Here is a 26,952-nt window from a genome sequence, read left to right on the forward strand (position 1 = left end):
GGACTTTACGCCCTGAGGCGCAGCAAGCTGGAGTCATGACGAGCACAGCCCTCCGCAGCAGGGCCTGGAAACTGCTGGAGATGGTCACGACGCCGCTGCTGCCGTCGGACTACCTCGACCTGGTCAGCCCGCTGCGTGCGGGCGCCGACCTGCGTGGGCGCATCGAGGCCGTGCACCCCGAGACGGGTGACGCCGCGACCATCGTGATCAAGCCGGGCCGGGGCTGGCGCGGCCACACGGCCGGTCAGTACGTGCGGATCGGGGTCGACGTCGACGGGGTGCGCCTGTGGCGTGCCTACTCCGTCACCTCGCCGACGAACCGCCAGGACGGCCGCGTCACGATCACCGTGAAGGCGATCCCGGACGGCAAGGTCAGCAACCACCTGGTCCGCAGGGCGAAGCCGGGCACGCTGATCCAGCTCGACCAGCCGACCGGTGACTTCGTGCTGCCGCAGGCCAAGCCCGCCAAGGTGCTCTACCTGACGGCCGGCAGCGGCATCACGCCTGTGATGGGCATGCTGCGCGACACCGAGTTCGACGACGTCGTCATGGTTCACTCCGCGCCACAGCCGCAAGACGTGATCTTCCGCAAGGAGCTGCACGACCTGGTCGCGGACAAGAAGCTGCGTCTCACCGAGCTGCACACCGACACCGACGGCCAGCTCGACATCGCCCGTCTCGCCGAACTCGTACCCGACTGGGCCGAGCGCGAGACCTGGGCTTGCGGACCCGCGGGCCTGCTCGACGCCGCCGAAGCGCACTGGACCGAGCACGGCGTCCGGCAGCGCCTGCACACCGAACGCTTCCGACCCGGCATCGTCGTCGTGGGCGAGGGCGGCGAGGTCACCTTCAGTGCCACTGGCAAGACCGTCGACGCGGACGGCGCCACACCCTTGCTGGACATCGGCGAGGAAGCCGGCGTACTCATGCCCTCCGGGTGCCGCATGGGCATCTGCTTCGGCTGCGTCACGCCGCTCAAGGCGGGCGCTGTCCGCGACCTGCGCACCGGCGAGATCACCGAGGCCGAGCCGGGCGTCCTCATCCAGACCTGCGTGTCCGCCGCGGCGGGCCCCTGCGACATCGAACGGTAGGAGCACCTTGACCGCCATCGACCCCACCGCCCACCTGACCGCGGAGCAGATCGAGGAGCTGGGACGCGAGCTGGACGCGATCCGCGACGAGGTGATCGCCGCCCGCGGTGAGAAGGACGCCGCCTACATCCGCAAGGTCATCTCGGCGCAGCGCAAGCTCGAGCTGGTCAGCCGGGGCGTACTGCTGTTCTCGATCTTCCCGCCCGCGTGGCTGATCGGCACCGCCGGCCTGTCCGTGGCGAAGATCATGGACAACATGGAGATCGGCCACAACATCCTGCACGGCCAGTGGGACTGGATGCGGGACCCGAAGATCCACTCCACCACCTGGGAGTGGGATCACGTCTCCCCGTCCGAGCAGTGGAAGCACTCGCACAACGAGCTGCACCACACGTACACCAACGTGATCGGCAAGGACAACGACCTCGGCTACGGCATCATGCGCGTCGACGAGGACCAGCGGTGGCACCCCTTCCACCTCGGCCAGCCGCTGTGGAACTTCATCAACGCCTGCTTCTTCGAGTACGGCATCGCAGCGTACGACCTGGAGCTCGCCAAGAACCTCCACAAGCGCCGCCGCAACAACCCGGAGTTCCGCGCGCGGGCCAAGGCCGTGGGCCGCAAGATCCGCAAGCAGGTGCTCAAGGACTACGTGATCCACCCGCTGCTGTCGGGCCCGTCGTTCCTCCCCACCCTCGCCGCCACGTTCACCGCGAACCTGGTCCGCAACCTCTGGACCCACTCGGTGATCATGTGCGGGCACTTCCCCGAGGGCGTACAGGTCTTCGAGCGCCGGTCGATCAAAAACGAGACGCGCGGCCAGTGGTACCTGCGCCAGATGATGGGCTCGGCGAACATCAGCGGCAGCAAGGCCATGCACTTCATGACCGGCAACCTGTCGCACCAGATCGAGCACCACCTCTTCCCGGACCTGCCGAGCAACCGCTACGCCGAGGTCGCGGTGAAGGTGCGCGCGCTGTTCGAGAAGTACGAGCTGGAGTACGTCACCGGCCCGCTGCCCAAGCAGGTGTTCTCCGCCTGGCACAAGGTCTTCCGGCTCTCGCTGCCGAACAAGAAGCCCAAGGTGAAGACGCCGGACCGCGAGCAGGAGCTCGTCGCGGCCTGATTCCCGGTATCGGTTCAGATCTCTCGGCCATACCGGCGGCACCGCCGGCTCCGGTGAGATCCGCTGCGGACGGTGGGCAACCGCGCCGTCCGAGGCGTTGCAGCGCGGGGCCGCCGCTGCCCGCGGCCGCGGCGCGCCCGTACAAGGATCGGCGCGCCGTTCTGGAGGAGCTGTTACCCGACCACGGTCCGACGGCGCCGTGGACGCTGTGCCCCATGACGACGGACCCCGCGACGGCGCGGGAGCGGCTGGAGCCTTGGACCAAGGTCTCCGTCGCCGAGCGTCTGGCCTGCAAAGGCATGGCCCAGAAGTACCTCGCCGGATACCGCGGATGGCTTGTTGACTGCACTAACGGTGCTCACGTCCCGTCGCCGTGATTCGAGGTCGGGCGGCAGTCAGCCCCCGGGAAGCCCAAGAGGCAGGCGGGGAACCGGGAAGGCGGCAGGGAGTCACCCCGGCGCTCACGGCGGTGCCGGTGACGGCGGATTCCGCCAGGTCGGCCCGGAGGGAGTCGGGATCCGCCTGCCCATGGGCGAGCGGCAGCGACCAGATCAGGAGCCAGACTCCGGGCTTCAGCGGTTCCTTCGAGGAGGCCAGGAGCAGTTCACCGGGCATGGGCACGCCTACGGCCTGCAGCTTGGCCAGCGGCTCCGTGAGGTCCTTGCGTATCCCGTCCGCGTGGGAGGCGTACTCGGGCGGCAGACACACCCGGGGCGCCTCGCCCGCGCACACCGGGGTGACGATCCGCGCCTCCGAAGGGCGGAAGTAGCCCCAGTCCGCGACCGCGCCCCGTCCCAGCAGGATCGTGGCGATCGCGAGAGCGACACCGAGGGAGATCGCGGCAACCCGTTGCCGGACCAGTGCGGGAAGCCAGAACGCGAGAACCAGACCGCAGAGCACCGCCCAGGGAATCAGGTACGCGAGCGGCGATCGGGTGTCGGTCGGGGAGGAGAACCCGTCGATGAACCCGCCCAGGTGCCGCAGCCACGGGTTCGACATGCCCTGAGGGAAGGAAAGGAACATCCAGCCGCCGATGCCCGCGACGGGGGCGGCCAGGCTCCGGGGAAGAAGGTGTCCCAGCCGCCATCCGATGGCCGTCCATCCCAGCGGAAGCACGTGGGCATGGGCGACGCCCAGCCAGCCGCCCGCTCCGCTCGGAAGCGTCCCGACCGTGTGGGCGGCCAGCAGGAAGGAGGCGGCGAGGAGCACCGTCTGCAGCATGACGACGGGGGTGACGGCCCAGACGAACCGGCGCAGCGCACGGCGTGCGGCCGTACCGGGGAACGCGCCGAGCAGACGGTGGCGTCCGGCCTCCTACGCGGCGACCGCGGCCACGGCGCCGACCATGACCGGCAGGGCCTGCGCGACGGCTTCGCCGGCCTCGACCCCGTAGGCCGTCGGCACGCTGATGCGGTTGGCGGTGATGTACGGGCCCGAGTAGACGAGGGCGGGCAGCGCCACCCAGGGGGCGGCCGAGGCACGGAGGTTGGCCGCGCAAGGACACCAGCAGGTCCAGGAAGCGGCGATGACGACGCGCTGCTGCCGACCGCCGGAGAGCGTCTTGATGCGGTCGTTCATCTTCTCGGCAAGCCCGACACGATCGATGGCTTCGGGGGCGGCCGCCCAGGCGTCGCGCTCCCGCATCCCCTTGAGCCAGCCCATGTACGCCACATGCTCACGGGCGGTCAGTCCTGGCAGGAAGCCGGGCCGTTGCGGCAGCCAGGCCACCTTGCGCCGGTAGGCGCGGGCGTCACGGGAGCCGCTGGCGGACAACCTGCCGAGGTCCACCCGCCCGGTTCCCGGCCGGAACGCGCGGCACCGAGTGAGAGCAGGGTGCTCTTCCCGGCGCCGTTGGGACCGAGGAGGACGGTGTGGCCTGGAGCCAATGCCAGGTTCAGCCCGTTCAAGACGGGATGTGCGCGGCGACCGTAGCGAAACGTACAGTCCTGGTAGAGCAGGGGCATGCATGACCTCGGGTGCGTTCTCTTGGATGAGGGGCGTCGTTTTCGAGTTCAGTCCCAGTCGGCTGCGGGTTGGCCGACCGGCCCACCCGTGTGCGCGGACCGGACGTAGCCCTCGGGCGCCCGGGGGAGGGCGGCCACGCATCGCGGAGAGCATGCGTTGACCAGGAGCGGCAGGACATCCGTGGCCACGCGCAAAGAGATCCAGACCGGGTGGAGCCCGCCTTGATCCATGGGCCGGTCGCAGACGCTGCATGAGGAGACGGCTGTCGTGCCCCAGCGACGTGCGTCCAAGGCTGCCGTGTCGAGGCCGGCGACCGAGTCGAGGGCGGGAGCAAGCCGGGGGAACGGTGCCCGCAGCTTGTGGTTTCCGAAGAGGGAACGCGTGCTGACCGTGCTTCTCATGAGCCGGGTGCATCTGGTGATTTCGTACGGAAACCAGTGCAGCCGGTAGGAGGTGTACGGAGTGAACTCCTCCAGGCTGGTCATCGCCCCGATCTCGGGTGGGAGCCGGACGAGGTTGCTGCCGTAGAGCACGAGGTGCTTGACCGCCGTCAGCTTGCCGATGGTCGGCGGCAGAGTGATGACCTGCCGCCGTTCCCCGGGGCTGAGCTCAACGAGAGGACGGAACTCCTCCCGGCCGTCGGCGGCCGCCTCGTCGATGAGCTCGAGCAGGTGCTGCCAGCCGGGAGCCGAGGTGTCCTGGAGCTCGGGGTGGAACCCGGCGCGGGCACGCGGGTGCGGCTTGCGCTGGTCGAAGCAGCTGCAGGTATCCACGTAGGGTTTGCCTCCGGCCGGCCCCGGGGCGGAGGACGTATCGCCCCACCGGTTCACGAACAGCTGCTGCCCACCCTCATTCACCATGGCGCCAACCTACGGGCGCCCTCCTCGAACGGCCCAGCGATTTGGGAAAGAACTGCTGGTCAGCCAAGTCACGCGAGGAATCGGCGGCTCAATACCGCTCAGAGGCGGCTCGGTCATGAGCCCCACTGGCGCAATGCGGGATTCCGGTGACGGGGGCATTCATGAACCGAACGTGCGCGGCGGCGTCTTTGCCCGACGTCGGCCGCGTCCGGCCCATGCCGCCGCCTTGCGATCGCCCCATCATTGCTGTGTCCGGACGCGCAGAGCCTGGACGGACCATTCGAGCACTGGAGCCAGACTCTCCGGGGCCGGCCAGCCGTTGACCACGGCGAGCAGTTGGAGGTACCGCTCCCTGCGCGGGTCGTTCACGCTCTCCAGCCGAGTCGCCAGCCGGCGGCGAAGCTCGATGTCGTCGGGGACGCCGAGGAGGTGCGCGTAGTGATCCGTGAGCGCCGCGACGATTGGATCGGCCTGGGGCGAGGCCGGGTCGATGCCCGCGGTCAGGGCCGGGCCGGCCTGGTCATGGACGGTTGCGGCAATGTCGCGGCGCGGGCCCGTGGTGTCGCTTCGGGCCTGCACGGCCGCCTGGTCCTCGGTCATCCGCCGCAGGCTGGCCCGGAAATCCGGATCCTGGGATATTTCGGCCAGTTCCACCCATGCCTGGATCTGCTCCGCCTCCGGGTTGTCGGGCAGCTCGGGGGTCATCGAGCGCATGACCCCCGCGAATACGGGCGCGGCGTCAAGACCGCCGAAGACGGCGTCGAGGAAATCGCCGATCAGGCGTCGGCGTTCGTCCTCGGAGAGCTGGGCAAGCTTGTGCATAATATCCGTCTCCTCGGGAGTGGACCCGCGTTCGGCCACCGCCGTCAGCACCGCGCGCCGCAGGCGCAGGGTACTGATCTGTACCGCCAGTGCTTCGGCATGCGCTGCGGCGACCTCGGGAAATGAGAGCTCCCGGTCCATGACCTTCCGGATCGTGGGAAGGTCCAGTCCCAGTTCGCGCAGGGTTCGCACGAGGTCCAGGCGTGCAGCGGCATCTATGTCGTAAAGGCGGTAGCCGGCCGGGCTCCGGTCAGTCGGCGCCACGATTCCGCGATCGGAGTAGAACCGGATGGTCTTGACCGTGAGACCGGTCCGCTGGGCCAGCTCGCCGATCGAGTAGAGCGTGTCGTCGTGCATGCCCCCACCTTCGTGTCTCCCCCTAGTGGAGACTCAAGCCCATCCGTCTGACGACAGCCAATCACTCCTTGTCCACAGGTCTTGACTATTACTCCCTGCGCCGTGGCTGCCTACGCAAAGATGCCGAATTCGACGATCCCGACCCGCGCGTTGTCAGAGGCAGCAGTCAGGATGACGGTCATGACAGACGGAACGACCTGGCTCGCTGCCCCTCAATCCATCGCCTTCGGGGGCTACCACGTGGTGCTCGCCCGCGGGCTGTCCCCGGAAGAGCTCGCCGACCGCCTCGCCGCGACCGTGCTGTACGACGCCGAGCACATCGCCGTGGCAGTCGGGGAGCACACCGGAGACTCCCTTCTGGAGCTCATGGACGACACCTACGGCGACCCCTTCGACGGCATCGGCCTGCGACTCGGACGCGCCGGGGACTGGACGTACGCAGTCGCGTACGGCGGCTGGCCAGGCGAGTTCGGCCCGCTGGCGCCGGTCTCGCGCGACGGCGCGCACATCTGCCTCCTGGAGTACGAGGAGGAGAACGGCAAGCCGGTCCCACCACAATTCGAGTACTTCCACGACGGCCGCCTGTTGAGCGGCTGCAACCTGCACCTGGACGCCTCGTGGGGCTACCAGGGAGTCGACGGCGACCCCGCGACAGCCGCCCGCCTGGAGGAGCTGCTCACCGCTGCCGGCCTCCCGGCCCCGGAGCGGGGGGAGAGGGAAGTACACCGCATCGCGCTGGGCATCGTCGGAGAGTTCTTCGACCTCTCGCTCCCGAAGGAGCCGATCGTGAACGGCACCCTGCCGACGGTCCTGCTGGAACCGGCGTAGTCCAGAGCCACGTGGCACGAAGAGACCAAGGAGTGTTCTCACTTCTTGGTTCTGGCTCACTTCTCAGCCAGAACCCGAAAACGGGAGGCACCCAGCCATCCCCGCTGCTTCCGGGGCAGGGCTGGGTGCCTCCCGCATGGTCGCCGGGACCTGCGGTGAGGAATCTAGGCTGCGGCCACGGCGTCGGCTGCCTTGCGGATCAGGTCGAGGACGGCCTCGGGCTGGGAGAGCATCGGGACGTGGCTGCTGTTGACCTCGACGGTGGTGGCGCCCATGCGCTGGGAGACGAAGCGTTGCAGCTCGGGGTGGACGGCCTGGTCCTGGGTGGTGAGGAGGTACCAGGTGGGCTTGGACTTCCAGGCGGGGTTGTCGGTGGTGGCGGTGAGGATCTCCGCGCGTGGGGCGCCCTGGGTAGCCCATACGAGCTGCTGGTCCTCCGGGGACAGGTCACCGCAGAAGTAGGAGATGCCGTCGCGGGCGATCCAGATTCGCCCGTTCTCCTCCTGCAGGTGGGAGAACAGCTCGGGCGTGGTGAACCGGCCGATCTGCTCCTGGGCGCTTTCGTCGGCCTCCGGGCTGAGGGCTGCGACGTAGACCAGCCCGGCGACCTTCTCGTGGTTTCCGGCGGCGCTGATGACGAACCCGCCCCAGGAGTGGCCGACGAGGATCGCCGGCGCGCTGACCCGTTCCAGGGCGCGGTGGATGGCGTCGACTTCTCCCTCCAGCGATTCCAGGGTGTTCTGCGCGGAGATCACCTCGTGTCCCTCGCGCTGCAGCGTGGGGATCAGCTTGCTGAAGCAGGAACCGTCGGCCCACAAGCCGTGGGCGAAGACGATGCTCGGTTTCGGCGATGCCATCGGAACGTTTCCTCCGCTCGACACGGATCACCGATTGATCCGCACACTTGGCTGATAGGCCCAGTCCACATCGGTAAGCGGCCACCTACACCCGGGGTGACCCGATCAGGCGAGCAGGCGAGCACGCCGGCTCGGCTACTCCTGCGCTGGACGGTAGCCACACGACACCCGGCAGAGCGACGCCCCACGTCCCGCGCGAAAGGTTCAGGCGCCGCAGGCCCGCCTTCACCCAACCATTACCCGCGAAACCAGTACCAGCGCTGGCAGCAGATGCAGCGCCTGCTGCACCCCGGATCCCCGGACACACCCAATCTCCCGCGCGGCCGCCGTATGACCCACCGCCTACATCCGGCGAACCGTGCTTCGCCGGCGAGCGTCCAGGCGCCGCGCGCGTTCTACTGCCGGGCATCCCCCCAAGGCGAGCAGCCACCCGGCTCTTTCACCCCGGTCACGCTCTGAATTCTTTGCTTGAGCAGGCTGTTTATGCTGCCCCGCACCGTCCAAAACCACAACAAAGCTCCGCCGACACCCACCCCGCGGGTCACGGGCCGCCTGCGGGGTGGGTGTCGGCGTAGGCGCTCAGGACGAGTCTTCGTAGCGGGTGGCGATTGCGGCGGCGCGGCGGTGCAGGGAGGTGCGGAGCGACTGAGGGGCCAGGGCTTCCGTGTCCGTGCTGAGCTGCCACAGCGCCCATTCGGCGTGCCGTGCATCTTGGAAAGTCACCTCCAGCCGCAACCATCCCTCTGTGTCGGGTTCTTCCGCGCGGACGGCCAGCGCGAGCTCCAGCAGGTCTTCCCGCCGCGCGGGCTTCACCCGCACCCGTACGGTGATGTGGCCGTCGGAGAGGAACTGTGCGGATCGTTCCCGCCAGATGCGGACGAGGTCGACCCGGTCGGGTCGCTGTGCCGGTTCGGGGAGTTCCTCGGCGGCCAGCACCCGCGACAGTCGGTAGGTGCGGTCCGCGCCGGATCTTGTGGCCAGCAAGTAGCCCCGGTCGCGTACGGTGACCAGGCCGATCGGGTCCACCGTGCGCCAATGTGGGCTCTGGCCCGTGGCCGCGTAGTGGATGCGCAGCTTGTGTCCGGCGAGCACTGCGCGCCGGACCTCGGTCACCGTGGTGGTGTCGGGTGCGTCCTGGCTGGCCGGGCGGCGTGAGAGCAGGTCGGTCTTCGGTTCGACGAGAAAACGCTGGGCTGCTTCGTTCGCGGTGGCCTGGTGGCTTTCGGGCAGTGCGTCGACCACCTTGCGCATGGCCGAAGCGAGTGCCGGGCCGAGGCCGAGTGCCCGCTCGCGGCTCCCTGACCCGGCGGTCAGCAGGGCGAGGGCCTCGTCGTGGTTGAGACCGGTGAGCTCGGTCCGGAAGCCGGGCGACAGCGCGAAACCGCCGTGCCGGCCGCGTTCGGCGTAGACCGGGACGCCGGCCGCGGACAGCGCCTCGATGTCGCGCAGCACGGTGCGGGTGGATACCTCCAGCTCGCGGGCCAGCATGTCCGCGGTCAGCCGGCCGCGCTGTCGTAGAAGGAGAACCAGTGAGACCAGCCGGTCGGCGCGCATGCGGGAACGTTATCGGAATACATGACTGAGGATGTCGTGATTCGTTGCGAGGCTCTCCACCAGGACGAGCGGCGGCAACCGAGCCACCGCCCCCACCCGATGGAGGCCCACACATGGCAACGCAACGAACCGCAGTCAACCCGGTGACGTGGTCGCAGGAGCTGGGATTCAACCAGGGCGAGGTCGTCTCCGGGCAGACCCGGACCCTGTACATCTCGGGGGGCAGACCGCCATGAGTGCCGAGGGCAGGCCCGAACACGACGGTGACATGGCGGCGCAGTTGGCGCTGAGCCTCGACAACCTGGAGCGCGTGCTCGGGGAGGCCGGGATGTCTCTCGCGAACTTGGTCCGGCTGAACGTGTACACGACCGACGTCGATCTGCTCTTTCCGCACTACGGCGTGCTGGCGGCACGGTTGGGCGCTGCCGGGGTGGCGCCGACCACCACGATGCTCGGAGTGACGCGACTGGCCGTCCCCAGTCAGATGGTCGAGCTAGAGGGAACCGCCGTCGCGTGATGCGACCTCGTCGTGAAGGCCGCGTAGATCCCAGTCCACGTTGCGGACGTGCCGGAACACCCCTGGAACGCCCCGATGTTGCCCCGCCATGACGTCTGCGATGAAGATCGGCGAAGCCGCCAGAGCCGGCGGGGTCAGCGCGCGAGCACTGCGGTACTACGAGGACGAGGGCCTGATCACCCCCGAGCGGGGCGCCAACGGGTATCGGTACTACAGCCCGGCCATGATCGACCGCGTACGGGTGATCCGCTACCTGGCCCACTCCGGGCTGCCCATGAAGCTGATCCAGGCAGTCCTGCCCCACCTCCCCGCCGAACCCCGCCAGAGCGCGGTGTGCGCCGCGTTCCTGGCTCAGGTGGAGAAATGCCGCGACGGCCTCGCGGAGCGGATCGCCTCCCTCGCTGCCCAACAGGCAGCGCTGGAAGCCTTCTTGGGCACCGCTCGGACCGAAGCGTAAGACGCGCTTGACCTTCTCCCTTACGGAAAGGTTTTACGGTCCCGCCATGACAATCAACACGGCCATCAATACGGCCATCACCACGCCAACTCAGCACGCTCTTGTCCAGACCCGCCTCGAAGGCCCCGAGCACCTGGAACTGACCCTCGACCACCCCGTGCCCCAGCCCGGCCCCGGCGAATACCTGATCCGAGTCGGGGCGGCGGGGGTCAACTTCGCCGACGTCATGCAGGCCCATGGCCGCTACGAGGGCGGGCCGGCGGCCCCGCACGTGGCGGGCATCGAAGCAGCCGGCGAAATCGTGGCCCTCGGCCCCGACATCGAAAGCCCGCTGCCCGTGGGCACGCACGTGGTCGGCTTCGGCGTGGGCGCCTACGCCCAGTACATGGTGCTCGCGGCTGTGGCGGCGCTCCCGGTCCCTGACGGCTGGTCCGATGCCGAATCCCTGGGCCTGGTGACGAACTGGGCGACGGCTCTGGCGGCTTTGAAGCCGCTGGGTGAGATCAAGCAGGGTGAGACGGTCCTGATCCACGCTGCCGCCGGAGGCGTGGGCCAGGCCGCGATCCATCTCGCCCGCCACTACGGCGCCCGCATCATCGCCACCGCCTCCCCGGCCAAGCACCACCTCGTCAAGGGACTTGGCGCCGACGAAGTTCTGGACAGTGCCCACCCCGACCTGGCCCAGCAGCTCCTGGACCTCGGCCCCGTCGACCTCGTCCTGGAATCGGTCGGACAGGCCACCTTCACCGCCTCCCTGGGCGCCACCAGGCCCTTCACGGGCCGCGTCGTCGTCTACGGCGCCGCCTCCGGACACGCCACGATCTCCACCCGCGACCTGGTCTTCACCCACCGCGTCCGGATCCAGGGCCTGCACATCGGCGCCCTGGCCGCCACCGCCACGGACCTTTTCATCGGGCTGCTGACGGAACTGAACACGCTGATCGCAGACGGCGTCTACCCGCCCGGCACCCCCGAGATCCACCCCCTGGCCGACGGCCCGAAGGTCCTCCAGGCGCTTGAGGACCGCCAGACCACCGGCAAGCTCGCCCTCGACCCCTGGGCGTAGCCGCTATCCCGCCGGATTCCTACGGGGGCGGGATCCGGCGGGCCACGGCGCTGGCCCTCGTGGCCGGACCGGACAGTCGCGGTGACCCGGGCCACCCCGTTGGAGCGTCACATTCCGCCGGGGCGTGTGGTCCTGTCCTCGAGGCGCGGCACGATCATGAGGAAGATTCACATGTACGACTGGATCCACATCCAGGGCGCGACGGTGCAGTTCAGCAGACGGACGTACGACACCACCGAGGAGGCCCGCGCCGCCCTCCAGGTCCACCTCGACGCCCGCTACCCCGAAGCGGCCGCCCGCCTGCGGGCGCTGCCCGTGTACCCCGGCCAACCCTCCGTGTCCCTTCCCGGCGGCCACACCTGGCGGGTACAGGAGGCGGGGAAGTCGGTGACGCTCATGGTGGGCGATGAGCCCCGTACCTTCCGTCGGCCCGCCCCGAAGCCTGCCCCCCAGCGGGAGGATCCAGGAGGGGCACGGCTCCTGGTGGACCAGGCGGTGCGCGAGCGGCAGTGGAGAAGCTCCGGCAAGTCCCTGGCCGCCGCTCTGTGCCTGCCCGTACTCCTCTTCGTGGTGGGGCTGCTGTTCTTCGCCAACTCGGGTCCCAGCAATGACCGTTCCGCGCCGAACTGCGACGGGAAGGCGATGAGCCCGGGGTCGGTGTGCATCACCTGGAAGGGCAGCGACCGCACCGACGAGGGCTACGAGGAGATCAGGGCGCGTCGGAAGATGGACAAGCCGGAGAACCGGGCGGCCGGCGGAGTCATCATGGCCCTCGGTCTACTCCTCGCGGTACCGGGCGTCGTGAAGCTCAGCCCGTCGAGGCCGTGGGGGAAGCCCGCAAGTGGCGCGTGCCCTCGGTGCGGGAAGCGGGAGCTGCGCGAGAAGTCTGCGGCAGCTGAGAAGAAGACCGGGCGGGACACCGTGATGCGGTACGGCGCCGTGGTGACCCTGTGCACCCCGGAATGCGGCTACACCGCTGCCCGGACCCCCTGAGAGGAAGGAGCCCCGCCGTGCCGGCAAGGTGCGGGTGGCTCAGGCGCTCGCGATGACCAGCAAGGTGCGGGCGGCGACCGGCCCCGTCAGGCGGCACCGGTGTGGGACCTGGCCCCGGTGGTGGGCACTCTGTCCGGCGCGCAGGATCAGCGGTTCCTCGCCCTCGACCTCCAGGGCGATCTCGCCTTCCAGGACGTAGAGGAAGTCCTCGCCAGGGTGCTCGAACCAGCCGCGCTCGCCCTGGCCGGGCTCGAAGCGGTGCTCGTAGGCCTCCATCAGTGCGCTGCGGCCGCCGGGGATGAGGACCTGTGCGGTCTGCCCTGCGGCCTCGTTCACGCGGATCACCTGCGGGTCGCTCTCGTGGCTGACCGCGCCCGGTCGCGCAGGTGGTCGCAGGAAGGTCCCCGGGGCGACGTCCAGCGCTTCCGCGATCCGGTAGATCGAGCTCAGGCTGGGAGTGGCGAGGCCGCGTTCGAGCTGGCTGAGGAACGGCTGGGAGAGCCCGGAACGGGTGGCGAGGACGGCCATGGAGACGCCGCGCTGTCTGCGGCAGGCCCGGATCACCCGTCCGACCTCGATCGCCTCCGGTGTGGGTTCGGGTCGAGACACGCAGGTGAACGTACCTCATCACCGCTCGGGGGTCGGAGGCCCCGGTGAGGTTTCGTACTGCCGCAACACTCCCGTCATAAGCGTGGTCAATTATTGACCTCACTTATAGACGTCGAGGAACCAAACCAAGGAGCCGCCCCGTGCCCGCCACCCCCTCACCGCCCGGCCGGGCCCTGCGCAGGCTCGGCCCGGCCCTGGGCGCGGCGGGCGCCGTGCTCGCACTGTGGCACCTGCTCGCCCGGTCCGGTGCCGTGGCGCCGGGGCTGCTGCCCACCCCCGGCGCGACCATGGCCGCGCTCGTGGACAGCGCCCGCAGCGGCATGCTGGCCACCGATCTCGGCGCGAGCCTGGTCCGTGCCGGGCAGGGTTTCGCGCTGGGCGCCCTCGTCGGCAGCGCGCTGGGCTTCGCCACCGGCTACCTGCCGAGGCTGTCCGCCGCCGTCACCCCGGTGGTCTCCTTCCTGCGCCCGATCCCCGCCATCGCACTGGTGCCGCTCGCGACCGCCTGGTTCGGCATCGGGGAGACCGCCAAGCGCCTGCTCATCGCGTACGCCGTGCTGCTCGCCGTCTGGCTGTACGTCCACGACGGGGTCTCCCGGGTACCGGTGTCCCACCTGCGGGCGGCCCGGTCGCTGGGGGCGCCGCTGCACCGGCGGTTCACCGAGGTGCTGCTGCCCGCCGCCGCACCCGCGCTGCTCGCCGCGTTGCGGTACGGAGCTTCGGTCGCGCTGCTCGCCCTGGTGGCGGCGGAACTGGGCGGCGCGGACAGCGGGTTGGCATACCGACTTCAGGTGGACGGACAGTTCCTGCGGGTGGACAGGATGTTCGCGGGGCTGCTCGTGCTGGGCCTGCTCGGCGTGGCCGTCGACCTCGTACTGGCCGCGGTCGGCCGCCGGTTCGTGCACTGGAGCACCTCATGAGCCTCGGCGTACGACTGGAGGGGCTGTCGGTCCGCTACGGGGCCGCCCCGGTCCTGGAGCGCACCGACCTGGAGCTCCCCGCGGGCTCGTTCACGGCGCTGCTGGGGCCCAGCGGGTGCGGCAAGTCCACGATCCTCAACCTGGTGGCCGGGTTCGCGCGCCCCAACGAAGGCCGGGTGACGGCGGGTTCCGCACCCGTGCGCGGGCCCGGCCCGGAGCGGGGCGTGGTCTTCCAGCACTACGCGCTCTTCCCCTGGCGTACCGCCCGCGGCAACGTCGAGTTCGCCCTCAAGCGGCTCGGCCTGCCGCGCCCGGAGCGTCGCAAGCGGGCCCTCGCGGCGCTGGCCGAGGTGGGGCTGGCGGACGGGTCCGAGAAGTACCCGGCGCAGCTGTCCGGCGGCATGCAGCAACGCGTGGCACTGGCCCGGGCGCTGGCCGCGGAGCCCGAAGTGCTGCTGATGGACGAGCCGTTCGGAGCGCTGGACGCGCTGACCCGGACCCGGATGCAGATCCTGCTGCGGGAGCTGTGGCAACGCCGCGGCACCACCGTCCTGTTCGTCACGCACGACATCGACGAGGCACTGGCCCTCGCCGAACGGGTCGTCGTCCTCGGCGGAACTCCGGGGCGGGTACTGGCCGACCACGCGGTGCCTGCCGGGCCTCCCGACCCCGCCCTGCGCTCACTCATCGCAGGTCACCTCGGCGTGGGCTGAAGAGCGCCCCCTACTCCCGCACCCGTCTCCCGCACCCGTCTCCACCTTCACCTTCACCTGAAGCTCCGCCTACAGCTCCATTTCCATGCCCGTCTCCCTTCCTGGAAGGACCTCCCCTCCCATGCTCAGACCCCGTGCAGCGGCCGCCCTGTTGACGGCAGCCCTGCTCTGCGCACTCACCTCGGCCTGTGGTGCCGGATCCGGCTCCGGTTCCGCGGCCGGCGCTCGCCCAGCCGTTTCCCTCGCGGCGAGCGACTACCTCGGCGGGGCGCCCGTCTACGTGGCCCAGGAGCGCGGGCTGTGGTCCGCCGAGGGCATCGAAGCCACCGTGACCACCCAGCCCACGGGGCGGGACTCACTGAACGCCGTACTCGGCGGCCAGGCGCAGCTCGGCGTCGTGGGTGACCTGCCCGCGGTGACGGCCGCGTTGGGCGGGCGCGAGCTACGGATCGTCGCCGACCTGTCCCGGTTCGACGACTGGCGCCTGCTGACCCGGACCGACCGGCAGATCACCGACTTCGCCGCGCTGAAGGGCCGCAAGGTCGGTGTCCCGCAGGGCACGAACGTCGAGTACGCGCTGTCGCGGATGCTCGCCTCCGCACAGCTGACGGCCGCAGACGTGACCGTGGTCAACCTCGCCCCGAACCAAGTGACTTCGGCGCTGGCCCGGGGGGACGTGGACGCCGGAGTCACCTTCCCCAGCTTCTACGCCGCCGCCCGCACGACCCTCGGCGACCGCTACGCCGAGCTCCGCTTCACCGGCTACACGGCGCGGACCCTGCTCGTCGCCGGCCCGAAGGCGACCGAGGCGACCACCACGGCCGTTCTGCGGGCGCTGCTGAAGGCGCAGCGCGAGATCGCGGCCGACCCGAAGGCCGCGCGAAAGGCCGTACTGGCCCAGTCCAGGGGCGCGCTCCAGGCCGACTACGTGGACGCCTTCCAGCCCCGCTACGCCTACGGCGCGACCCTTTCGCCCGAGCTGCTGAGCCAGTTGGAGCAGGAGGCCGCCTGGGCCAAGGCCACCCAGAGCCTGCCCGGCGCCGTTGACCGGGCCGCGCTGCTGCGGTACCTGCAGGCCGCGCCCCTCACGGCCGTAGACCCGGCCGCCGTCACCGTCCACTGACCGCACGAACCGACCAGACCGACCGCACCCACCACACCCACCGAGCACGACCAACACCTCACGGAGATCCTCATGACCGTCGACCAGAACACGCTGCGCCGCCGAGGCGTCGGCCTGATCGCCCACGACCCCGTCCGCAGTTACGGCGGCCTCACCCTCTACACGCCCATCACCGGCTCCGGCGAGATCCACCTCGTCGACATCGAGGGCCGTCCGGTCCACACCTGGAGCTCCCCGCACCCGCCCGGCCGTCAGGCGCAGCTCCTCCCCGGCGGCAACCTCTTCTACGCGGCCAAGGACGCCAGCAGCCCGACCCTCTTCCCCATCTGGGACGTCTACCACGGCGGCATCTTCCAGGAGCTGGCCCCGGACTCCACGGTCCTGCGCGAGGTCCGGCACCCCTTCCACCACCACGACGCCTCCGTCCTGCGCAACGGCAACCTCATCGTCACCGTCGTCGAACCGCTCGACCCGGCCGACGCGGCCCGCATCCGGGGCGGCATCCCCGGCTCCGAGGCCCCGGACGGGGTGATCTACGGGGACGTGGTGTACGAGCTGACCTGGGATGGTGACCAGGTGTGGCGCTGGGCCGCGATCGAACACCTCGACCCCGAGGATTTCCCGCTCAACGCCCACTTCGCGCGTGAGCACTGGCCGATGGCCAACACCGTCAACGAACGCGCCGACGGCTCGATCGTCGTGGGCTTCCGCAGCGCGTCCTCCACCGTGGCCATCGACCGCACCGACGGCTCGGTGGTGTGGCACATCGGCCCCGACGTCCTGGCGCAGCAGCACCATCCGCACGAGCTGGAGGGCGGGAACATCCTGGTCTTCGACAACGGCACCTACCGCGACACCACGTCCGTACCGTACTCGCGGGTGCTCGAGCTCGACCCGAGCACGGGCAAGGAGGTGTGGTCGTACGAGGACAACCCGCCCCAGAACTTCTACAGCCCCTACATGTCCAGCGCGCAGCGGCTCCCCAACGGCAACACCTTCATCGCCGAGGGCTCCTTCGGACGGCTCTTCGAGGTGACCCCCGCCGGTGACGTGGTCTGGGAGTTCGTGGTCCCGCAGTTCCGGTCCTTCGGGGAGGGCGTCGGTCTGGAGTCCTCGGCCGGCGCCCAGAACTCCGTCTTCCGCGCCTACCGGTACTCCGCCGACCAGTTCCCCTGGCTATGAGGCGACGCCCCGGCTCATGAGCGCGCCGATCCGCCGACGGGGCGGCGGTCCGCGTACCTGGCCACTCTGCGGCTGCGCGGTAGGCCGCCGCCTGGCGGGCTCGACGATCACCGGGTGCAAGCGGCCGGTCGCGTGCACCCGGAGCGCGGTTCCGCCAGGCGGCACGCTCCGGCCGGCTGCGAGCCACGCGTAGAGACGGTACGCGGCCGGCTGCGTACCTCGCTTGTCCACCCACAGGCCCGGCCTGCTCAGCCGAGCTGCCCGGTCGGCCGCATGGTGATGTGGTTGATGTCCACGCCCGCAGGCTGGTTGAGGGCGAAGACGATCGTGTCCGCGATCTGCTCGGCGGTCAGCGCCGTCTCGGGGCTGCCGCCGCGCTCGTCCCAGAACGGAGTGTCCACCACCCCGGGAGCGACGACGGTCACGCCGACCCCGTCCTGCCCGACCAGCAGCCGTGTGTTCTCGGCCAGCGCGTGCACGGCCCATTTGGTGACCGAGTACAGGTTGCCAGGAGTGTGGCGCACTCCCGCGACCGAACCCATCAGCACGATCCGGCCCTTGGACTCCCTGAGCTGCGGCAGGGTCTCCCGCACCAGCAGCGCCGGGCCCAGGACGTTGGTGAGGACCATGGCCCGCATGTCCTCGGGGGCGTGGCTCTCCAGATTCCCGGGCAGCGAGAACCCGGCGTTGGCAATGACGTTGTCCAGCCGGCCCCAGGTGTCCACCACGCGGCGCACGGCGGCGGCGACGTCGCGCTCGTCGCTGGTGTCCCCGGTGATCGCGGCTTGCTCTACGCGGCCGTCGGCGGCGAGAACACCCTGCTGGTGGTGGCGGTGCTGTACGCCGGGTCCGTGGTGTCGATGGTCCCGATCGTGCGCCGGACCATGAGCGGCCCCGCGCCTGTCGGCTCGGCACAGACCGGACTGCTCCAGGCCTCCCTCGCGGGTCTGCTGTACGTGGTCAAGCACCGCACCCTGCGCGGACTGGCCGTGTCGTACTCGCTCTACCAAGTGAGTTGGGGAGTCCTCGCGGTGGCGGTACCGGTCTTCGTCCGGGAGCGGACAGCCGACGTCGCCCATGCCGACTCGATGAACGGCCTGCTCTGGTCGGTTGCGGGAGTGGCCGGCGCATGCGGCGCGCTGCTGATCGGCCACCTGCGTACGGACGACCGGGAGCGGCGCTTCATCCCCACGCCGCCTCCGTCAACTCGCCTCGACCTGCCACAAGACCAATTGTCAGACAGGCCGCGGCGGCGTCACCGTCTCCAGCGCCCTCGTCGCCGGCCGTCGCTCCGGCCGAGGGCGCGCAGGGCGATCCGGTGGTGCTCCGAAGCCAGTTCCGCACTGCGGGGGTTGCCGAGCTCCCGGTAGAGGCCGGCCGCCCGCTCGGTGATGCCGAGGGCTTCCTCGTAGCTGCCGGTGTCGACGAGCGACGCCCCGAGCAGCAGGAGCGCCTGGGCTTCGCGGGGGCGGTCTCCCGCCTGCCTGCAGGCCGTGAGGAACCGCCGCAGGACCGGGACGGCCAAGAGCGTCCGCCCGCCTGCCTGGAGGCCGGTGGCCAGCTGGAACAGCGCCTGGAGCTCGGCGGCCCGCTCGCCCGCCGCACCGTACGCGGCGGCGGCTTCGAAACCGGCCGGGACCGCTTCCTCGAAGCGCCGCGTCTTCAGCAGCGCGTCGAGGAGGTGGTGGAGGGCCGAGGCCCTCGCGCCCCCGTCACCGAGCTCCGCGAACACCGCGGCGGCCTGCGCACAGGCCTCCGCGGCCTCCCCGGGCCGGCCCACCTTCAGGAGCGTCGCGCCGAGATGGTGCAGGGCGTGCGCCTCGCGGGGCCGGTCGCCCGTGGCACGCAGCAGGACGGAGGCCCGTCCGCATGCGGTGATGACTTCCTCCCAGCGCTCCAGCGCCAGCAGGCCCCGGCTCAGGTTGAGCAGCGCGCTCGCCTCGACCACGGCGACCTCCGCGGCCCGGAAGACTTCCGCGGCCCGCTGGTTCACGGTGACGGCCTCCTCGAACCGGCGCAGCTCCAGGAAGGTGCCGCCCATGGCGTACAGCGTGAGGGCTTCCCCCTGGTCGTCGCCGGCCTCCCGGCAGAGGTCGGCGGAGCGCCGCCACGCCGCGAGGGACTCCTCCGCCCGCCCCACCGACCCCAGCGCGCCACCGAGTTCGCGCAGGGCCTTGGCCTCGCGGGGGCCGTCGTCGGCCTCCCGATACAGCGCCACGGCCCGCGAGCAGGCCCGTACGGCCTCCTCGGACCGGCCCCGCCCCTCCAGCGCCTTGCCCAGGTGGGTCAGGGACAGGGCTTCGTGGCTGCGGTCGCCGACTTCCCGGTAGAGGTCGGCGGCCCGCCGGAACGCGGTCAGGGTCTCCGGGTCGTCCGCCTCGCCCAGGAGGATGCCGAGTTCGCCCAGCGCCTGCGCCTCGCCCGCCCGGTTCCCCGCCCCGCGGAAGGCGACCGCGGCGGCGCGCAGTGCCGTGACGACCTCGCCCCGCCGCCCCAGGCCGCGCAGGGCGGCCGCGAGCCGGTCGTGGACCAGGCCCTCGCCTTCGTGGTAGCCCGCCTCGCGGTAGAGCGCGGCGGCCCGTTCGAGGGGGGCCATCGCTTCCTCGAAGCGTTCGGCGGCCACGAGCGCGGTACCGAGGCCGTGCAGCGCCGGCCCCTCGTCGGGGCGCTCGGCCGACTCCTGGCAGATCGCGAGTTCCTGCCGGTAGGCCCGGGCGGACTCCAGAGGACGGTGGACGGCGAAGAGGTTGATGGCGAGGTTGTGCAGCAGTACGCGTTCGCGGTCGCGGTCTCCCACTTCGCGGTAGCGGGCCAGGGAGCGTTCGCCGGTGCCGACGGCCTCCTCGTGCCGTCCCACCCTGGTCAGAGCCTCGCTGATGTTGGCCAGGGCGTCGCCCTCCCCCTTCGGGTCGGCCGTCTCGCGGAAGAGGGCCGCGGCCCGCTCCCCGGCGGCGATGGCCTCGTCCCACCGTGCGGTATGGGCGCAGGCGGCGCTGAAGTTCGTCAGGGCCTCCGCCTCGCCCTGCCGGTCGCCGGTCTCACGGAAGACGGCGGCGGCCTGTTCGGCGGCCGCGGCGGCCTCCGCGTACCGCCGGGCGCGTATGAGGTCGGTCGCGAGCCGGAAGAGGGAGCGTCCCTCCAGAACGCGGTCTCCGGTGTCCCGGAATAGCGCTGCGGCGCGTTCGTGGGCCTCGGCCGCCTCCTCGTACCGCTCGGTGCGGGACAGGGCGTCGCCGAGGTTGAAGCGCGAGTCGGCCTCGTGGCGCGGGTCGTCCTCGGCGCGGTAGAGGTCCGCCGCCTGCCTGCTGGGGAGGATCGATTCCTCGGCGCGGCCCAGGGAGAGCAGCGCATTGCCCTCGTTGTGGAGCGGCCGGGCCTGACGGCCGGCGCCCGCCGCCTCGAAGACGGCCGTCGAGCGGGCACTCACCTCGGCGGCCTGGTCGAACCGCTTCAGGCTGGTCAGGGCATGGCTCAGGTTGGTCAGCGCCACCGCCTCCAGGAACGGTGCGCCCATGTCCCGGAAGAGGGCCAGCGCCCGCTCGGAGGCGCCGACGGCCTCCTCGCCCCTGCCCGTCTCGGCCAGCGCCTGGCTCAGGTTGGTCAGGGCCGCGGCCTCGGGTTCGCGGTGGCCGGTCTCGGCGAAGAGGGCGACGGCCTGCTCGCCCAGGGCCGCCGACTCCCGGAACCGGCGCATGCCGAGCAGCGCGTGCCCGAAGTCGGAGAGGACTTCACCGGCCTGGCGCAGATCCCCGGCGCTCCGGTAGGCGGCCGCGGACCGCTCACAGGCCGCTATGGACTCGTCGATGCGCCCCACCGCGGTGAACGTCCAGCCGAGGTTGCGCAGCGAACGGCCCAGGTCGGGAAGGTCGGTGGCGGGATGCGCCTCGGCGAGGCGCTCGTACAGCTCGGTGGCCTGCTGCGTGGCGGCCAGCGACTGTTCCCGGCGGTCCTCGGCGGCCAGCCGCTGGCCGAGATCGCTCAGTACGCGGGCGTGCTCGGGGGAGGTGATGGTGGGGTTCGCCTCGGCCAGCTGACGGTAGAGATCGGCGGACTCCTCCGTGGCGGCCAGCGCCTGCGGGGCGCGGCCCATCGCGGCCAGCTGCTGGCTGAGGCCGCTCAACGCCAGTGCGAGACCCGCCCGGTGGGCCCGGGCGTCCTGCTCGACCAGCTGTCGCTGGATGGCGACGGCCTCCTCGACCGGGGCGAGGGCCTCCTCCTCGCTGCCCGTCTCCGCACCGCGCAGACAGTTCCCGAGGTTGATCAGCGCCTTCGTCAGATCGGGCAGGAAGGCGGCGGGGTTGGCCCCGGCCAGCCGGCGGTAGAGCGCGGCGCTCTCGCGGGTCGCGGCCAGCCCCTCCTCCTCGTGGCCCGCCAGGAAGGACACGTGCCCCAGGTTGGTGAGGGCCCCGGCGAGCTCGGGGCCGTGGGCGGCGGGATCGGCCCCGGCGAGCTGCCGTTCCAGGGACACGGCCTCCCGCAGCGCGGCCAGCGCCTCCTCGTGGCGGCGCACGCTGGACAGGCCCAGGCCGAGATTGCCCAGCACCCCGGCCAGACTGTGCCGGTGCCGGTCCGGGTCGTCCTCGGCGCGGGCGCGGCAGAGGGCCACGGCCTCCTGGGTGACGGCCAGCGCCTCCTCGCGGCGGTCGTGGGCGTTGAGCCTGGCGCCGAGACTCATCAGGGAGGTCACCAGTTCGTCCCGGCCGGTTCCCGAGGAGGATTCGGCCAGGTCACGGCTGAGGGCGGTGGACTCCTCGGCCGCGGCGAGCGCCTGCTCCTCCAGGCCCACGGCGGACAGCCGGTTGCCCAGGTCGGTGAGCGACATCGCCAGCCGGCGCCGGTGGCGCGGATCCGCGGCGGCCACCTGCCGGTTCAGCCGCACGGCCTCCCGGGCGGCGACGAGCGCCTCCTGCCTGCGCCCCGCGTTGCCGCGGCGCCACGCCAGCGTGCTGTGCAGCCGCCCGAGCCGGGCCGGATCGGTGGTGGCGGCCATGCGCCGGGCGATCAGGACCTCCTCGATCGCCAGGATCCCGGTGTCCAGGTCGGCGTGGCGCCCGTCCGGCAACCGGGCCTCGACGGCCTCCAGGACGGACAGCAGCTCGGGATCGAATCGGTCGTCGTACGGGTTCGAGCCGCCGATCTCGGCCAGCGTCGTCAGGGCCGGACCGCCCGCCTCCAACACCACGCCGGGATCGGCCCGCAGCAGGGGATAGAGCACCCGGTGGCCCACGTGCGCCCAACGGGAGGCGGCGGACGCCAGCACGGTGACCGTACGCGGGGCCACGAGGGACCGCAGTACGCTCTCCTCCGTCAGGGCCGCCGGAACATCGAGGGTCCACGGATCCGGATCGTCGCCCGTGACCTCGTGCCCCGGCGTCATCAGGCCGAGGAAGTCCTCCGCGAGCCGGTCGGGATACAGCGGTTCGAGGACCAGCGCCCGGTCGGCGGGGGGATAGCAGAAGCGGTGATCCTCGATGAGGTGCTGCGGATCGCCGGGCACCTCCAGCGTCCGCAGGGCCCTCATACCGGTGCGGTGGCTGAGCGCTCCCGTGAGCGCGGCGGTGAACACCGTCTTGGCCATCGTGGCCGGGCGGGTCCGGAAGTCCTGCCCCTGTGCCCCGGCCTCGGAGAGCCGCTGCCACGCGAGGCGTTCGCGGTCCAGGAGGTACGCCGACAACCCGTGCGGCCGGCCGGGCGGACGCGCCCCGCGGGCGTGGGCGTCGACCGCCGCCAGGGCCGCCATGTGCAGGGTCAGCGTCAGGCCGAACTCGCGGTGCTCGAGCGCGCCCGGCGGCTCCGCCGCCGCGATGTCGGCACAGGCGTACAGATCAGGAGCGGCGAAGCGGTCGCGGGCCGCGGCGTACATGCGCAGCCGGTCCGTGGCCAGATCGGGGACGAGCAGGTCCGACGCGTCGGCCCGCCGTTCGTCCAGCGAACCGCGCAGCGCCGCGAACCACCGTACGGTCCGGCCGACCAGCAGGACGCGGGCCGGCAGCTGCTGGTGGAGCACCGGTTCGGACAGCAGGCGTTCCAGCTCGCTGTGCACCCACCGGTCGGCGTAGTCGACGACGAGGAGGACCCCTGCCGCGTCGCCGGGCGAGGCGACCGTCCCGGGGACGACGGGGGAGAAGCCGGTGGCGGCGCCGCGGAAGCCCGCCTGCAGGACGTGCCACCGTCGGCCCGCCGGGTGCTCCGGGGCCCGAGAACGCTCGGCGAACTCGACGGCGAGCCGCGTCTTGCCCTGCCCGCCGGGAGCGTGCAGCAGGAGCACGGACAGCCGGGCGTCGCCCGCGTCCCGCCACTGCCGCATCCGGTCCAGCTCGGCCTCGCGGCCCGTGAAGGGCACCACGTGACTGCGCGCGTCGAGCAGCCGGCTGGGCTGGGCCATCAGCCAGGCCGCGTCGGGGGCGACCGGCGCCGGTAATTCCCCGACCGTGGGCAGGCGGGACCCGAAGAAGTTGTTGACCGTCGCCGTCGCGTACGGACCCTGCGCCCCCGCCCCGCCCGAGGCCACCCACTGTTCGTTCCGGCTCTCCGTCACGAGGGGCCGGGTGCCGCAGGGTTGCCGCCGGGCGCGTGGTGATGGTGGTTCACCGTCACCGAGGCCCCCGGGCCCTGCGCGCCGCCACCGCCGTTGTCCACCCACTGGTTGTACACGGTGCTCCCGCGCTGCCTCAGCGCCTCCGTGAGGGCGCGGATCTGCGCGTCCGAGGACCTGTCCCCGGTGAGCAGCCGGCGCAGCAGCTCCTCCACCTCGTCCGCACGGTGCGCGTTCGCCTCCAGGACCGCCTCGAGCCGCTGCGCCAGGAGGTCGAGCACGGCGCGTTCGGCCGAGGCGTCCCCGTGGTCACGGGACACGAGGACCGTGGTGCGCGCCCGCTCCAGCTCCTCCTCGACGCCCTCGGTGCTCCCGGGACGGGGCTCCAGCCGCAGCAGTTGGGCGACACCGTGCTTGACATGCCCCCACGCATCCGTGGTCATGGCGGCGACGAGCGTGGTCGCGGCGGTGGCCGCGACGGTCACAACGGCAGGATCCACAACACTCTCCCTCCCCTGGAGCCCATGCTCCCCGAGGACACCAGTGTGCCCGGCCGGGGCGTGGCGGGGTTGCTCGGGGTGGGGCCCTGCCAGAACGTCCGGATATTGTCCCTCGTCCAGGAACACCCCCCGCCGCCGCAGCAGTTGGCGAAGGAGACCGGCGGCGCATCCGCACGTGCCGCCGACCGCTGGACCACGAACAAGGAGAAGCCGTGCGGATACTCTTCACCGGACCGGCCTCGGCCGGCCTCCTCTTCCCGATGACCCCACCACGCAGGCCCTGCGCGCCGCCGGCCACGAGGTCCTCGCTGTCGTCGAGGGCGAGCACGGCCCGTACGACTACAAGGGGACGGCGCCGGAGGCGGCGGGCCCGGTCCACAACGCCGTCGTGACCTCAGCCTCGGGCCGCCAGCTGGTTCTCCTCTCCTACGAGAAGCAGTCAAGCCGGATTCCGGAGACCGAGATCTGCGGCGCGGACGGCGCGGTGTACTTCCCGGCCTACTACCCGAACCGCTGGGACGTGCGGAAGGAACACCGACGGCTCCGGGTCCCAAATCGATTGCCCTCGGTACCCGGCACGGTGTGACATGTGGGCATGAGCAGAATGGCGCAGGTCATCGTGTTGGCGCGGTACGAGGACGAGGTGATGGAGCCGCTGACGCGCCCGGACGAGGCCCGCACCTGGCACGGTTGCTTCGTCCAGATCCCCTGGTTCGTAGGGGGGTGGCACATCGAGTTCGAGCGGTGGAACCGGCGCCGCGGCGTGCTCAAGGACTTGGAGTCCCTGCCGTGGAACGAGCCTGCCTGCGTGCAGGTCATGCTGCACGACGAGGACGACGACCTGTTCGGTCTGTGGATGTTCCGCGGCGGGGTCCTCGTCGAGGTGGGCATCCCCGGCACCCAGCGAGTGCACATCGCTGCCCCGCCGTGGGAGGTGGACCCCGGCTTCCTGGTCCAGACCGGCCTGGGCAGGGGAGAAGACCGGCACTCGCCAGAGCACGTACAAGACCCGCGGTCGTGCTGGTGACCCAGTCCTGCCCCGGGGCCGGACCGGTTTCATTTGGCTCCGAACATGATTCTTCTGGGCTTGCCGATGGCCTTCGATCTCGGGGCGTTTGACGGTTTTACCGGCGGCGTAGCGGGGGCCCGGTGTTTGTTCTTGGCGCCGGGTGGCCGTCCGGGGCCTGCGCCAGGGCAGCATCGGGGTGCTCCTGGTGAAAGGCCCTGGTCATGCTGCAGATGTCCAAGGTCGATTTGTACGCGGCGATCCGGAGTGATCACCGTGCGGGCATGAGCTGAGGAGACCGCCAAGGTCGGCTGACCGCCCGAGGCGCGACTCGACGGCCCGCCTCAGGGCTGGCCCCGGCAGGCAGAACAGCCGGCCTGGGCCAGCCCTGAGGACCGGTCATTTTCGCCAGAACAGGTGGTGCGTCACACCGCTGGGGCTGGGCACGACCTCGAGGTGGAACCGGTCGAGCAGCTCATCGGGTGACTCCCAGAGACGTACTCCGGACCCGAGCTTCACCGGTGAGACCGCCACGTGCATGGTGTCGACGAGGTCGGCGTCAAGGAACTCCCGGATGGTGGTGGCCCCGCCGCCGAGCCGGACGTCCTTGCCCTGCGCCGCCTCCCGTGCCAGTTCGAGGACCGCGGCCGGGTCGCCGTCGACGAAGTGGAACGTGGTGTCGGAGAGCGTGAACGAAGGACGCTTGTGGTGGGTCATCACGAACACCGGGGTGTGGAACGGGGGCTCGGCACCCCACCAGCCGCGCCAGTCGTGGTCTTTCCAGGGCCCGCGCTGGGGCCCGAATTTGTTGCGGCCCATGATCTCGGCGCCGATGTTACGTGGGTAGTCTCGCGTGAGGTAGTCGTCGAGGCCCCGGCTCCCGCCGGGGTCGCTGCGCATGGGCCAGCTCGCGGTGGCGCCGGCCCAGGAGAACAGCCTCTCGGGATCGACATGACCGAATGGCCTCTCGAGGGTCTGGTCCGCACCGGCACCGATCCCGTCACTCGAGACGTTGAAGTTCTGGACTCTCAGCAGCTGAGCCACGTGCTCCTCCTGTTATCGACAACGATGGTGAGACTTGCCGGGCCGGGAAAACTCATCGCTGGGTCCATGACCGGGCAGAACTGGGCTACCCAGAGTCTCGACCTGCGAGGTTTTCGCGGTTTGGGCAGGCTCCTGTCGTGAGGGGGTGTCCGCTTCTGCGGAGCCCTTCACTTTCTGCTCGGTCATCGGTGCCCGGTGCCCGCCGCCGGGTCGCTTCCCTCTCCCGCCTCTGTGGCTGGGCGGACTCCGGCCCGCCCGGGTACCGGGGAGATGGTTTCCGAGGATGCGCGCCGCCACTTGTGGAGACCTCACCTTCGCCAGCCCCCGCGTCCACTCCACCAGTTCGTCCACGTCCGTGGTGTTGGGGAAGGGCACGTCCTCGCCCCGGAGCGAGGACAACCCGATCATGGGGCCCGGCGGCCGCCCTCACGCCACGCGGCCTCGGTCTGGGCGAGCCGGTCCAGCGGCGCGTGGACCAGCACCCGGGCCGCGTGGAGCTCCTTCCCGCTGTGAGCTGCCACCGGCGTCTTCCCGGACCCGGTCGCCATGACCACCTGGGTGCGCAGCCCGCGCCCGGGCACTGTGTGTACGGCGTGAAGTTCGAGAACACGCATGACCGCATCGACGACCTCCCGCTGGTGGGGGCGTAACTCAAGAACCAACCCGCCATTCTCCTCGGGGAACAGTCGTGTCCCCGCCCGCAGTCGACTGCTGTTCGGCGGCCGCGTTGGATGCCCGGCATCGTGCAGCACTCAGACGCTGTTGGCCTGCGCGCCGCCCCCGGCTATGCCCAGTGTGGGCCGGGAGAGTGGTCTTGCGGTACGGCA

General features: G+C 71.0%; 24 protein-coding genes and 2 pseudogenes. 13 read left to right on the top strand and 13 right to left on the bottom strand.

The window, feature by feature from the left end; all coding sequences use genetic code 11:
* The first annotated feature begins 35 nt into the window (after positions 1-35).
* Positions 36-1,091: a ferredoxin reductase gene (locus OG490_RS35955; RefSeq protein WP_330300462.1), complete on the top strand. Its 1,056-nt coding sequence runs from the start codon at positions 36-38 to the stop codon at positions 1,089-1,091.
* A gap of 7 nt (positions 1,092-1,098) precedes the next feature.
* Positions 1,099-2,217 carry a fatty acid desaturase family protein gene (locus OG490_RS35960; RefSeq protein ID WP_330300463.1) on the top strand — a complete coding sequence of 373 codons (1,119 nt, stop codon included), beginning with the start codon at positions 1,099-1,101 and terminating at the stop codon, positions 2,215-2,217.
* 348 nt (positions 2,218-2,565) lie between these two features.
* On the opposite strand, the gene OG490_RS35965 is transcribed toward OG490_RS35960, so the two are convergent.
* The 5 genes and pseudogenes from OG490_RS35965 to OG490_RS35980 form a co-directional block, all read right to left on the bottom strand.
* Positions 2,566-3,438, bottom strand: a complete 873-nt coding sequence (locus OG490_RS35965; protein WP_330300464.1) for a DUF7224 domain-containing protein — start codon at positions 3,436-3,438, stop codon at positions 2,566-2,568.
* 93 nt (positions 3,439-3,531) lie between these two features.
* Positions 3,532-4,104 (bottom strand): ATP-binding cassette domain-containing protein, encoded by a 573-nt coding sequence (locus OG490_RS35970; protein WP_443066006.1) that lies wholly within the window; start codon positions 4,102-4,104, stop codon positions 3,532-3,534.
* Positions 4,050-4,181 (bottom strand): annotated as a pseudogene (locus OG490_RS39300) (ABC transporter); the annotation flags it as partial. The pseudogene OG490_RS39300 and the gene OG490_RS35970, both read right to left, overlap by 55 nt.
* Positions 4,182-4,229: 48 nt before the next feature.
* On the bottom strand, positions 4,230-4,955 hold the full coding sequence (locus OG490_RS35975; RefSeq protein WP_330300466.1) for a leucine-rich repeat domain-containing protein: 726 nt from the start codon (positions 4,953-4,955) through the stop codon (positions 4,230-4,232).
* A 327-nt stretch (positions 4,956-5,282) separates the two neighbouring features.
* The gene (locus OG490_RS35980; protein WP_330300467.1) at positions 5,283-6,221 is read right to left on the bottom strand and encodes a MerR family transcriptional regulator; all 939 of its coding nucleotides are present in this window, start codon (positions 6,219-6,221) and stop codon (positions 5,283-5,285) included.
* Between the two features lie 180 nt (positions 6,222-6,401).
* Here OG490_RS35980 and OG490_RS35985 point away from each other — a divergent pair, with 180 nt between their 5' ends.
* On the top strand, positions 6,402-7,049 hold the full coding sequence (locus OG490_RS35985) for a DUF6461 domain-containing protein (RefSeq protein WP_330300468.1): 648 nt from the start codon (positions 6,402-6,404) through the stop codon (positions 7,047-7,049).
* Between the two features lie 164 nt (positions 7,050-7,213).
* Here OG490_RS35985 and OG490_RS35990 read toward each other — a convergent pair whose 3' ends face one another.
* On the bottom strand, positions 7,214-7,906 hold the full coding sequence (locus OG490_RS35990; RefSeq protein WP_330300469.1) for an alpha/beta fold hydrolase: 693 nt from the start codon (positions 7,904-7,906) through the stop codon (positions 7,214-7,216).
* Between the two features lie 579 nt (positions 7,907-8,485).
* Positions 8,486-9,460 (bottom strand): helix-turn-helix transcriptional regulator, encoded by a 975-nt coding sequence (locus OG490_RS35995; RefSeq protein WP_330300470.1) that lies wholly within the window; start codon positions 9,458-9,460, stop codon positions 8,486-8,488.
* A 113-nt stretch (positions 9,461-9,573) separates the two neighbouring features.
* Between OG490_RS35995 and OG490_RS36000 the strand changes: the two are divergent.
* From OG490_RS36000 to OG490_RS36015, 4 genes and pseudogenes are all read left to right on the top strand, one after another.
* Positions 9,574-9,977 (top strand): annotated as a pseudogene (locus OG490_RS36000) (RidA family protein).
* Between the two features lie 88 nt (positions 9,978-10,065).
* A complete protein-coding gene (locus tag OG490_RS36005; RefSeq protein WP_330300471.1) occupies positions 10,066-10,434 on the top strand; it encodes a MerR family transcriptional regulator in 369 nt (122 codons plus the stop codon).
* A 46-nt stretch (positions 10,435-10,480) separates the two neighbouring features.
* A complete protein-coding gene (locus tag OG490_RS36010; protein ID WP_330300472.1) occupies positions 10,481-11,500 on the top strand; it encodes a zinc-binding dehydrogenase in 1,020 nt (339 codons plus the stop codon).
* 156 nt (positions 11,501-11,656) lie between these two features.
* Positions 11,657-12,493 carry a hypothetical protein gene (locus OG490_RS36015; RefSeq protein ID WP_330300473.1) on the top strand — a complete coding sequence of 279 codons (837 nt, stop codon included), beginning with the start codon at positions 11,657-11,659 and terminating at the stop codon, positions 12,491-12,493.
* A 39-nt stretch (positions 12,494-12,532) separates the two neighbouring features.
* Here OG490_RS36015 and OG490_RS36020 read toward each other — a convergent pair whose 3' ends face one another.
* Positions 12,533-13,102, bottom strand: coding sequence for a helix-turn-helix domain-containing protein (locus OG490_RS36020; RefSeq protein WP_330300474.1), 570 nt, complete (start codon positions 13,100-13,102; stop codon positions 12,533-12,535).
* A gap of 140 nt (positions 13,103-13,242) precedes the next feature.
* Between OG490_RS36020 and OG490_RS36025 the strand changes: the two genes are divergently transcribed.
* The 4 genes from OG490_RS36025 (at position 13,243) to OG490_RS36040 (ending at position 17,040) form a co-directional block, all read left to right on the top strand.
* Positions 13,243-14,022 (top strand): ABC transporter permease, encoded by a 780-nt coding sequence (locus OG490_RS36025; protein WP_330300475.1) that lies wholly within the window; start codon positions 13,243-13,245, stop codon positions 14,020-14,022.
* Positions 14,019-14,735, top strand: coding sequence for an ABC transporter ATP-binding protein (locus OG490_RS36030; RefSeq protein WP_330300476.1), 717 nt, complete (start codon positions 14,019-14,021; stop codon positions 14,733-14,735). The genes OG490_RS36025 and OG490_RS36030 overlap by 4 nt, the downstream gene beginning before the upstream one ends.
* Before the next feature lie 121 nt (positions 14,736-14,856).
* Positions 14,857-15,858, top strand: a complete 1,002-nt coding sequence (locus tag OG490_RS36035) for an ABC transporter substrate-binding protein (RefSeq protein WP_330300477.1) — start codon at positions 14,857-14,859, stop codon at positions 15,856-15,858.
* A gap of 72 nt (positions 15,859-15,930) precedes the next feature.
* Entirely contained in the window at positions 15,931-17,040 is a 1,110-nt protein-coding gene (locus tag OG490_RS36040; protein ID WP_330300478.1) for an aryl-sulfate sulfotransferase, read from the top strand.
* A gap of 248 nt (positions 17,041-17,288) precedes the next feature.
* Here OG490_RS36040 and OG490_RS36045 read toward each other — a convergent pair whose 3' ends face one another.
* The 3 genes from OG490_RS36045 to OG490_RS36055 form a co-directional block, all read right to left on the bottom strand.
* On the bottom strand, positions 17,289-18,008 hold the full coding sequence (locus tag OG490_RS36045) for an SDR family oxidoreductase (protein ID WP_330300479.1): 720 nt from the start codon (positions 18,006-18,008) through the stop codon (positions 17,289-17,291).
* Between the two features lie 287 nt (positions 18,009-18,295).
* Positions 18,296-23,578 (bottom strand): tetratricopeptide repeat protein, encoded by a 5,283-nt coding sequence (locus OG490_RS36050; RefSeq protein WP_330300480.1) that lies wholly within the window; start codon positions 23,576-23,578, stop codon positions 18,296-18,298.
* Entirely contained in the window at positions 23,575-24,075 is a 501-nt protein-coding gene (locus OG490_RS36055; protein ID WP_330300481.1) for a hypothetical protein, read from the bottom strand. The genes OG490_RS36050 and OG490_RS36055 overlap by 4 nt, the downstream gene beginning before the upstream one ends.
* A 175-nt stretch (positions 24,076-24,250) precedes the next feature.
* On the opposite strand from OG490_RS36055, the gene OG490_RS36060 reads away from it, so the two are divergent.
* Complete coding sequence (locus OG490_RS36060) at positions 24,251-24,661, top strand: hypothetical protein (protein WP_330300482.1); 411 nt, start codon at positions 24,251-24,253, stop codon at positions 24,659-24,661.
* Between the two features lie 9 nt (positions 24,662-24,670).
* Complete coding sequence (locus OG490_RS36065; RefSeq protein WP_330300483.1) at positions 24,671-25,102, top strand: hypothetical protein; 432 nt, start codon at positions 24,671-24,673, stop codon at positions 25,100-25,102.
* A 378-nt stretch (positions 25,103-25,480) separates the two neighbouring features.
* Here the strand turns inward: OG490_RS36065 and OG490_RS36070 are convergent, their stop codons facing one another.
* Together OG490_RS36070 and OG490_RS36075 are read right to left on the bottom strand one after the other, a co-directional pair.
* Positions 25,481-26,125 carry a dihydrofolate reductase family protein gene (locus OG490_RS36070; protein WP_330300484.1) on the bottom strand — a complete coding sequence of 215 codons (645 nt, stop codon included), beginning with the start codon at positions 26,123-26,125 and terminating at the stop codon, positions 25,481-25,483.
* A 404-nt stretch (positions 26,126-26,529) separates the two neighbouring features.
* Positions 26,530-26,739, bottom strand: a complete 210-nt coding sequence (locus tag OG490_RS36075; protein WP_443065915.1) for a hypothetical protein — start codon at positions 26,737-26,739, stop codon at positions 26,530-26,532.
* Positions 26,740-26,952 lie beyond the last annotated feature (213 nt).

The sequence above is a fragment of the Streptomyces sp. NBC_00503 genome (genome assembly GCF_036346895.1).
Classification (GTDB): domain Bacteria; phylum Actinomycetota; class Actinomycetes; order Streptomycetales; family Streptomycetaceae; genus Streptomyces.

Bases quoted from the DNA above. Each gene is read 5' to 3' on its own strand.
- OG490_RS35955 (WP_330300462.1), top strand. From the start codon at position 36: ATGACGAGCACAGCCCTCCGCAGCAGGGCCTGGAAACTGCTGGAGATG.
- OG490_RS36015 (WP_330300473.1), top strand. From the start codon at position 11,657: ATGAGGAAGATTCACATGTACGACTGGATCCACATCCAGGGCGCGACG.
- OG490_RS36065 (WP_330300483.1), top strand. From the start codon at position 24,671: ATGAGCAGAATGGCGCAGGTCATCGTGTTGGCGCGGTACGAGGACGAG.
- OG490_RS36040 (WP_330300478.1), top strand. From the start codon at position 15,931: ATGACCGTCGACCAGAACACGCTGCGCCGCCGAGGCGTCGGCCTGATC.
- OG490_RS35965 (WP_330300464.1), bottom strand. From the start codon at position 3,438: ATGCTGCAGACGGTGCTCCTCGCCGCCTCCTTCCTGCTGGCCGCCCAC.
- OG490_RS36030 (WP_330300476.1), top strand. From the start codon at position 14,019: ATGAGCCTCGGCGTACGACTGGAGGGGCTGTCGGTCCGCTACGGGGCC.
- OG490_RS36035 (WP_330300477.1), top strand. From the start codon at position 14,857: ATGCTCAGACCCCGTGCAGCGGCCGCCCTGTTGACGGCAGCCCTGCTC.
- OG490_RS36010 (WP_330300472.1), top strand. From the start codon at position 10,481: ATGACAATCAACACGGCCATCAATACGGCCATCACCACGCCAACTCAG.
- OG490_RS35995 (WP_330300470.1), bottom strand. From the start codon at position 9,460: ATGCGCGCCGACCGGCTGGTCTCACTGGTTCTCCTTCTACGACAGCGC.
- OG490_RS36005 (WP_330300471.1), top strand. From the start codon at position 10,066: ATGACGTCTGCGATGAAGATCGGCGAAGCCGCCAGAGCCGGCGGGGTC.
- OG490_RS35985 (WP_330300468.1), top strand. From the start codon at position 6,402: ATGACAGACGGAACGACCTGGCTCGCTGCCCCTCAATCCATCGCCTTC.
- OG490_RS35990 (WP_330300469.1), bottom strand. From the start codon at position 7,906: ATGGCATCGCCGAAACCGAGCATCGTCTTCGCCCACGGCTTGTGGGCC.
- OG490_RS36075 (WP_443065915.1), bottom strand. From the start codon at position 26,739: ATGCGTGTTCTCGAACTTCACGCCGTACACACAGTGCCCGGGCGCGGG.
- OG490_RS35980 (WP_330300467.1), bottom strand. From the start codon at position 6,221: ATGCACGACGACACGCTCTACTCGATCGGCGAGCTGGCCCAGCGGACC.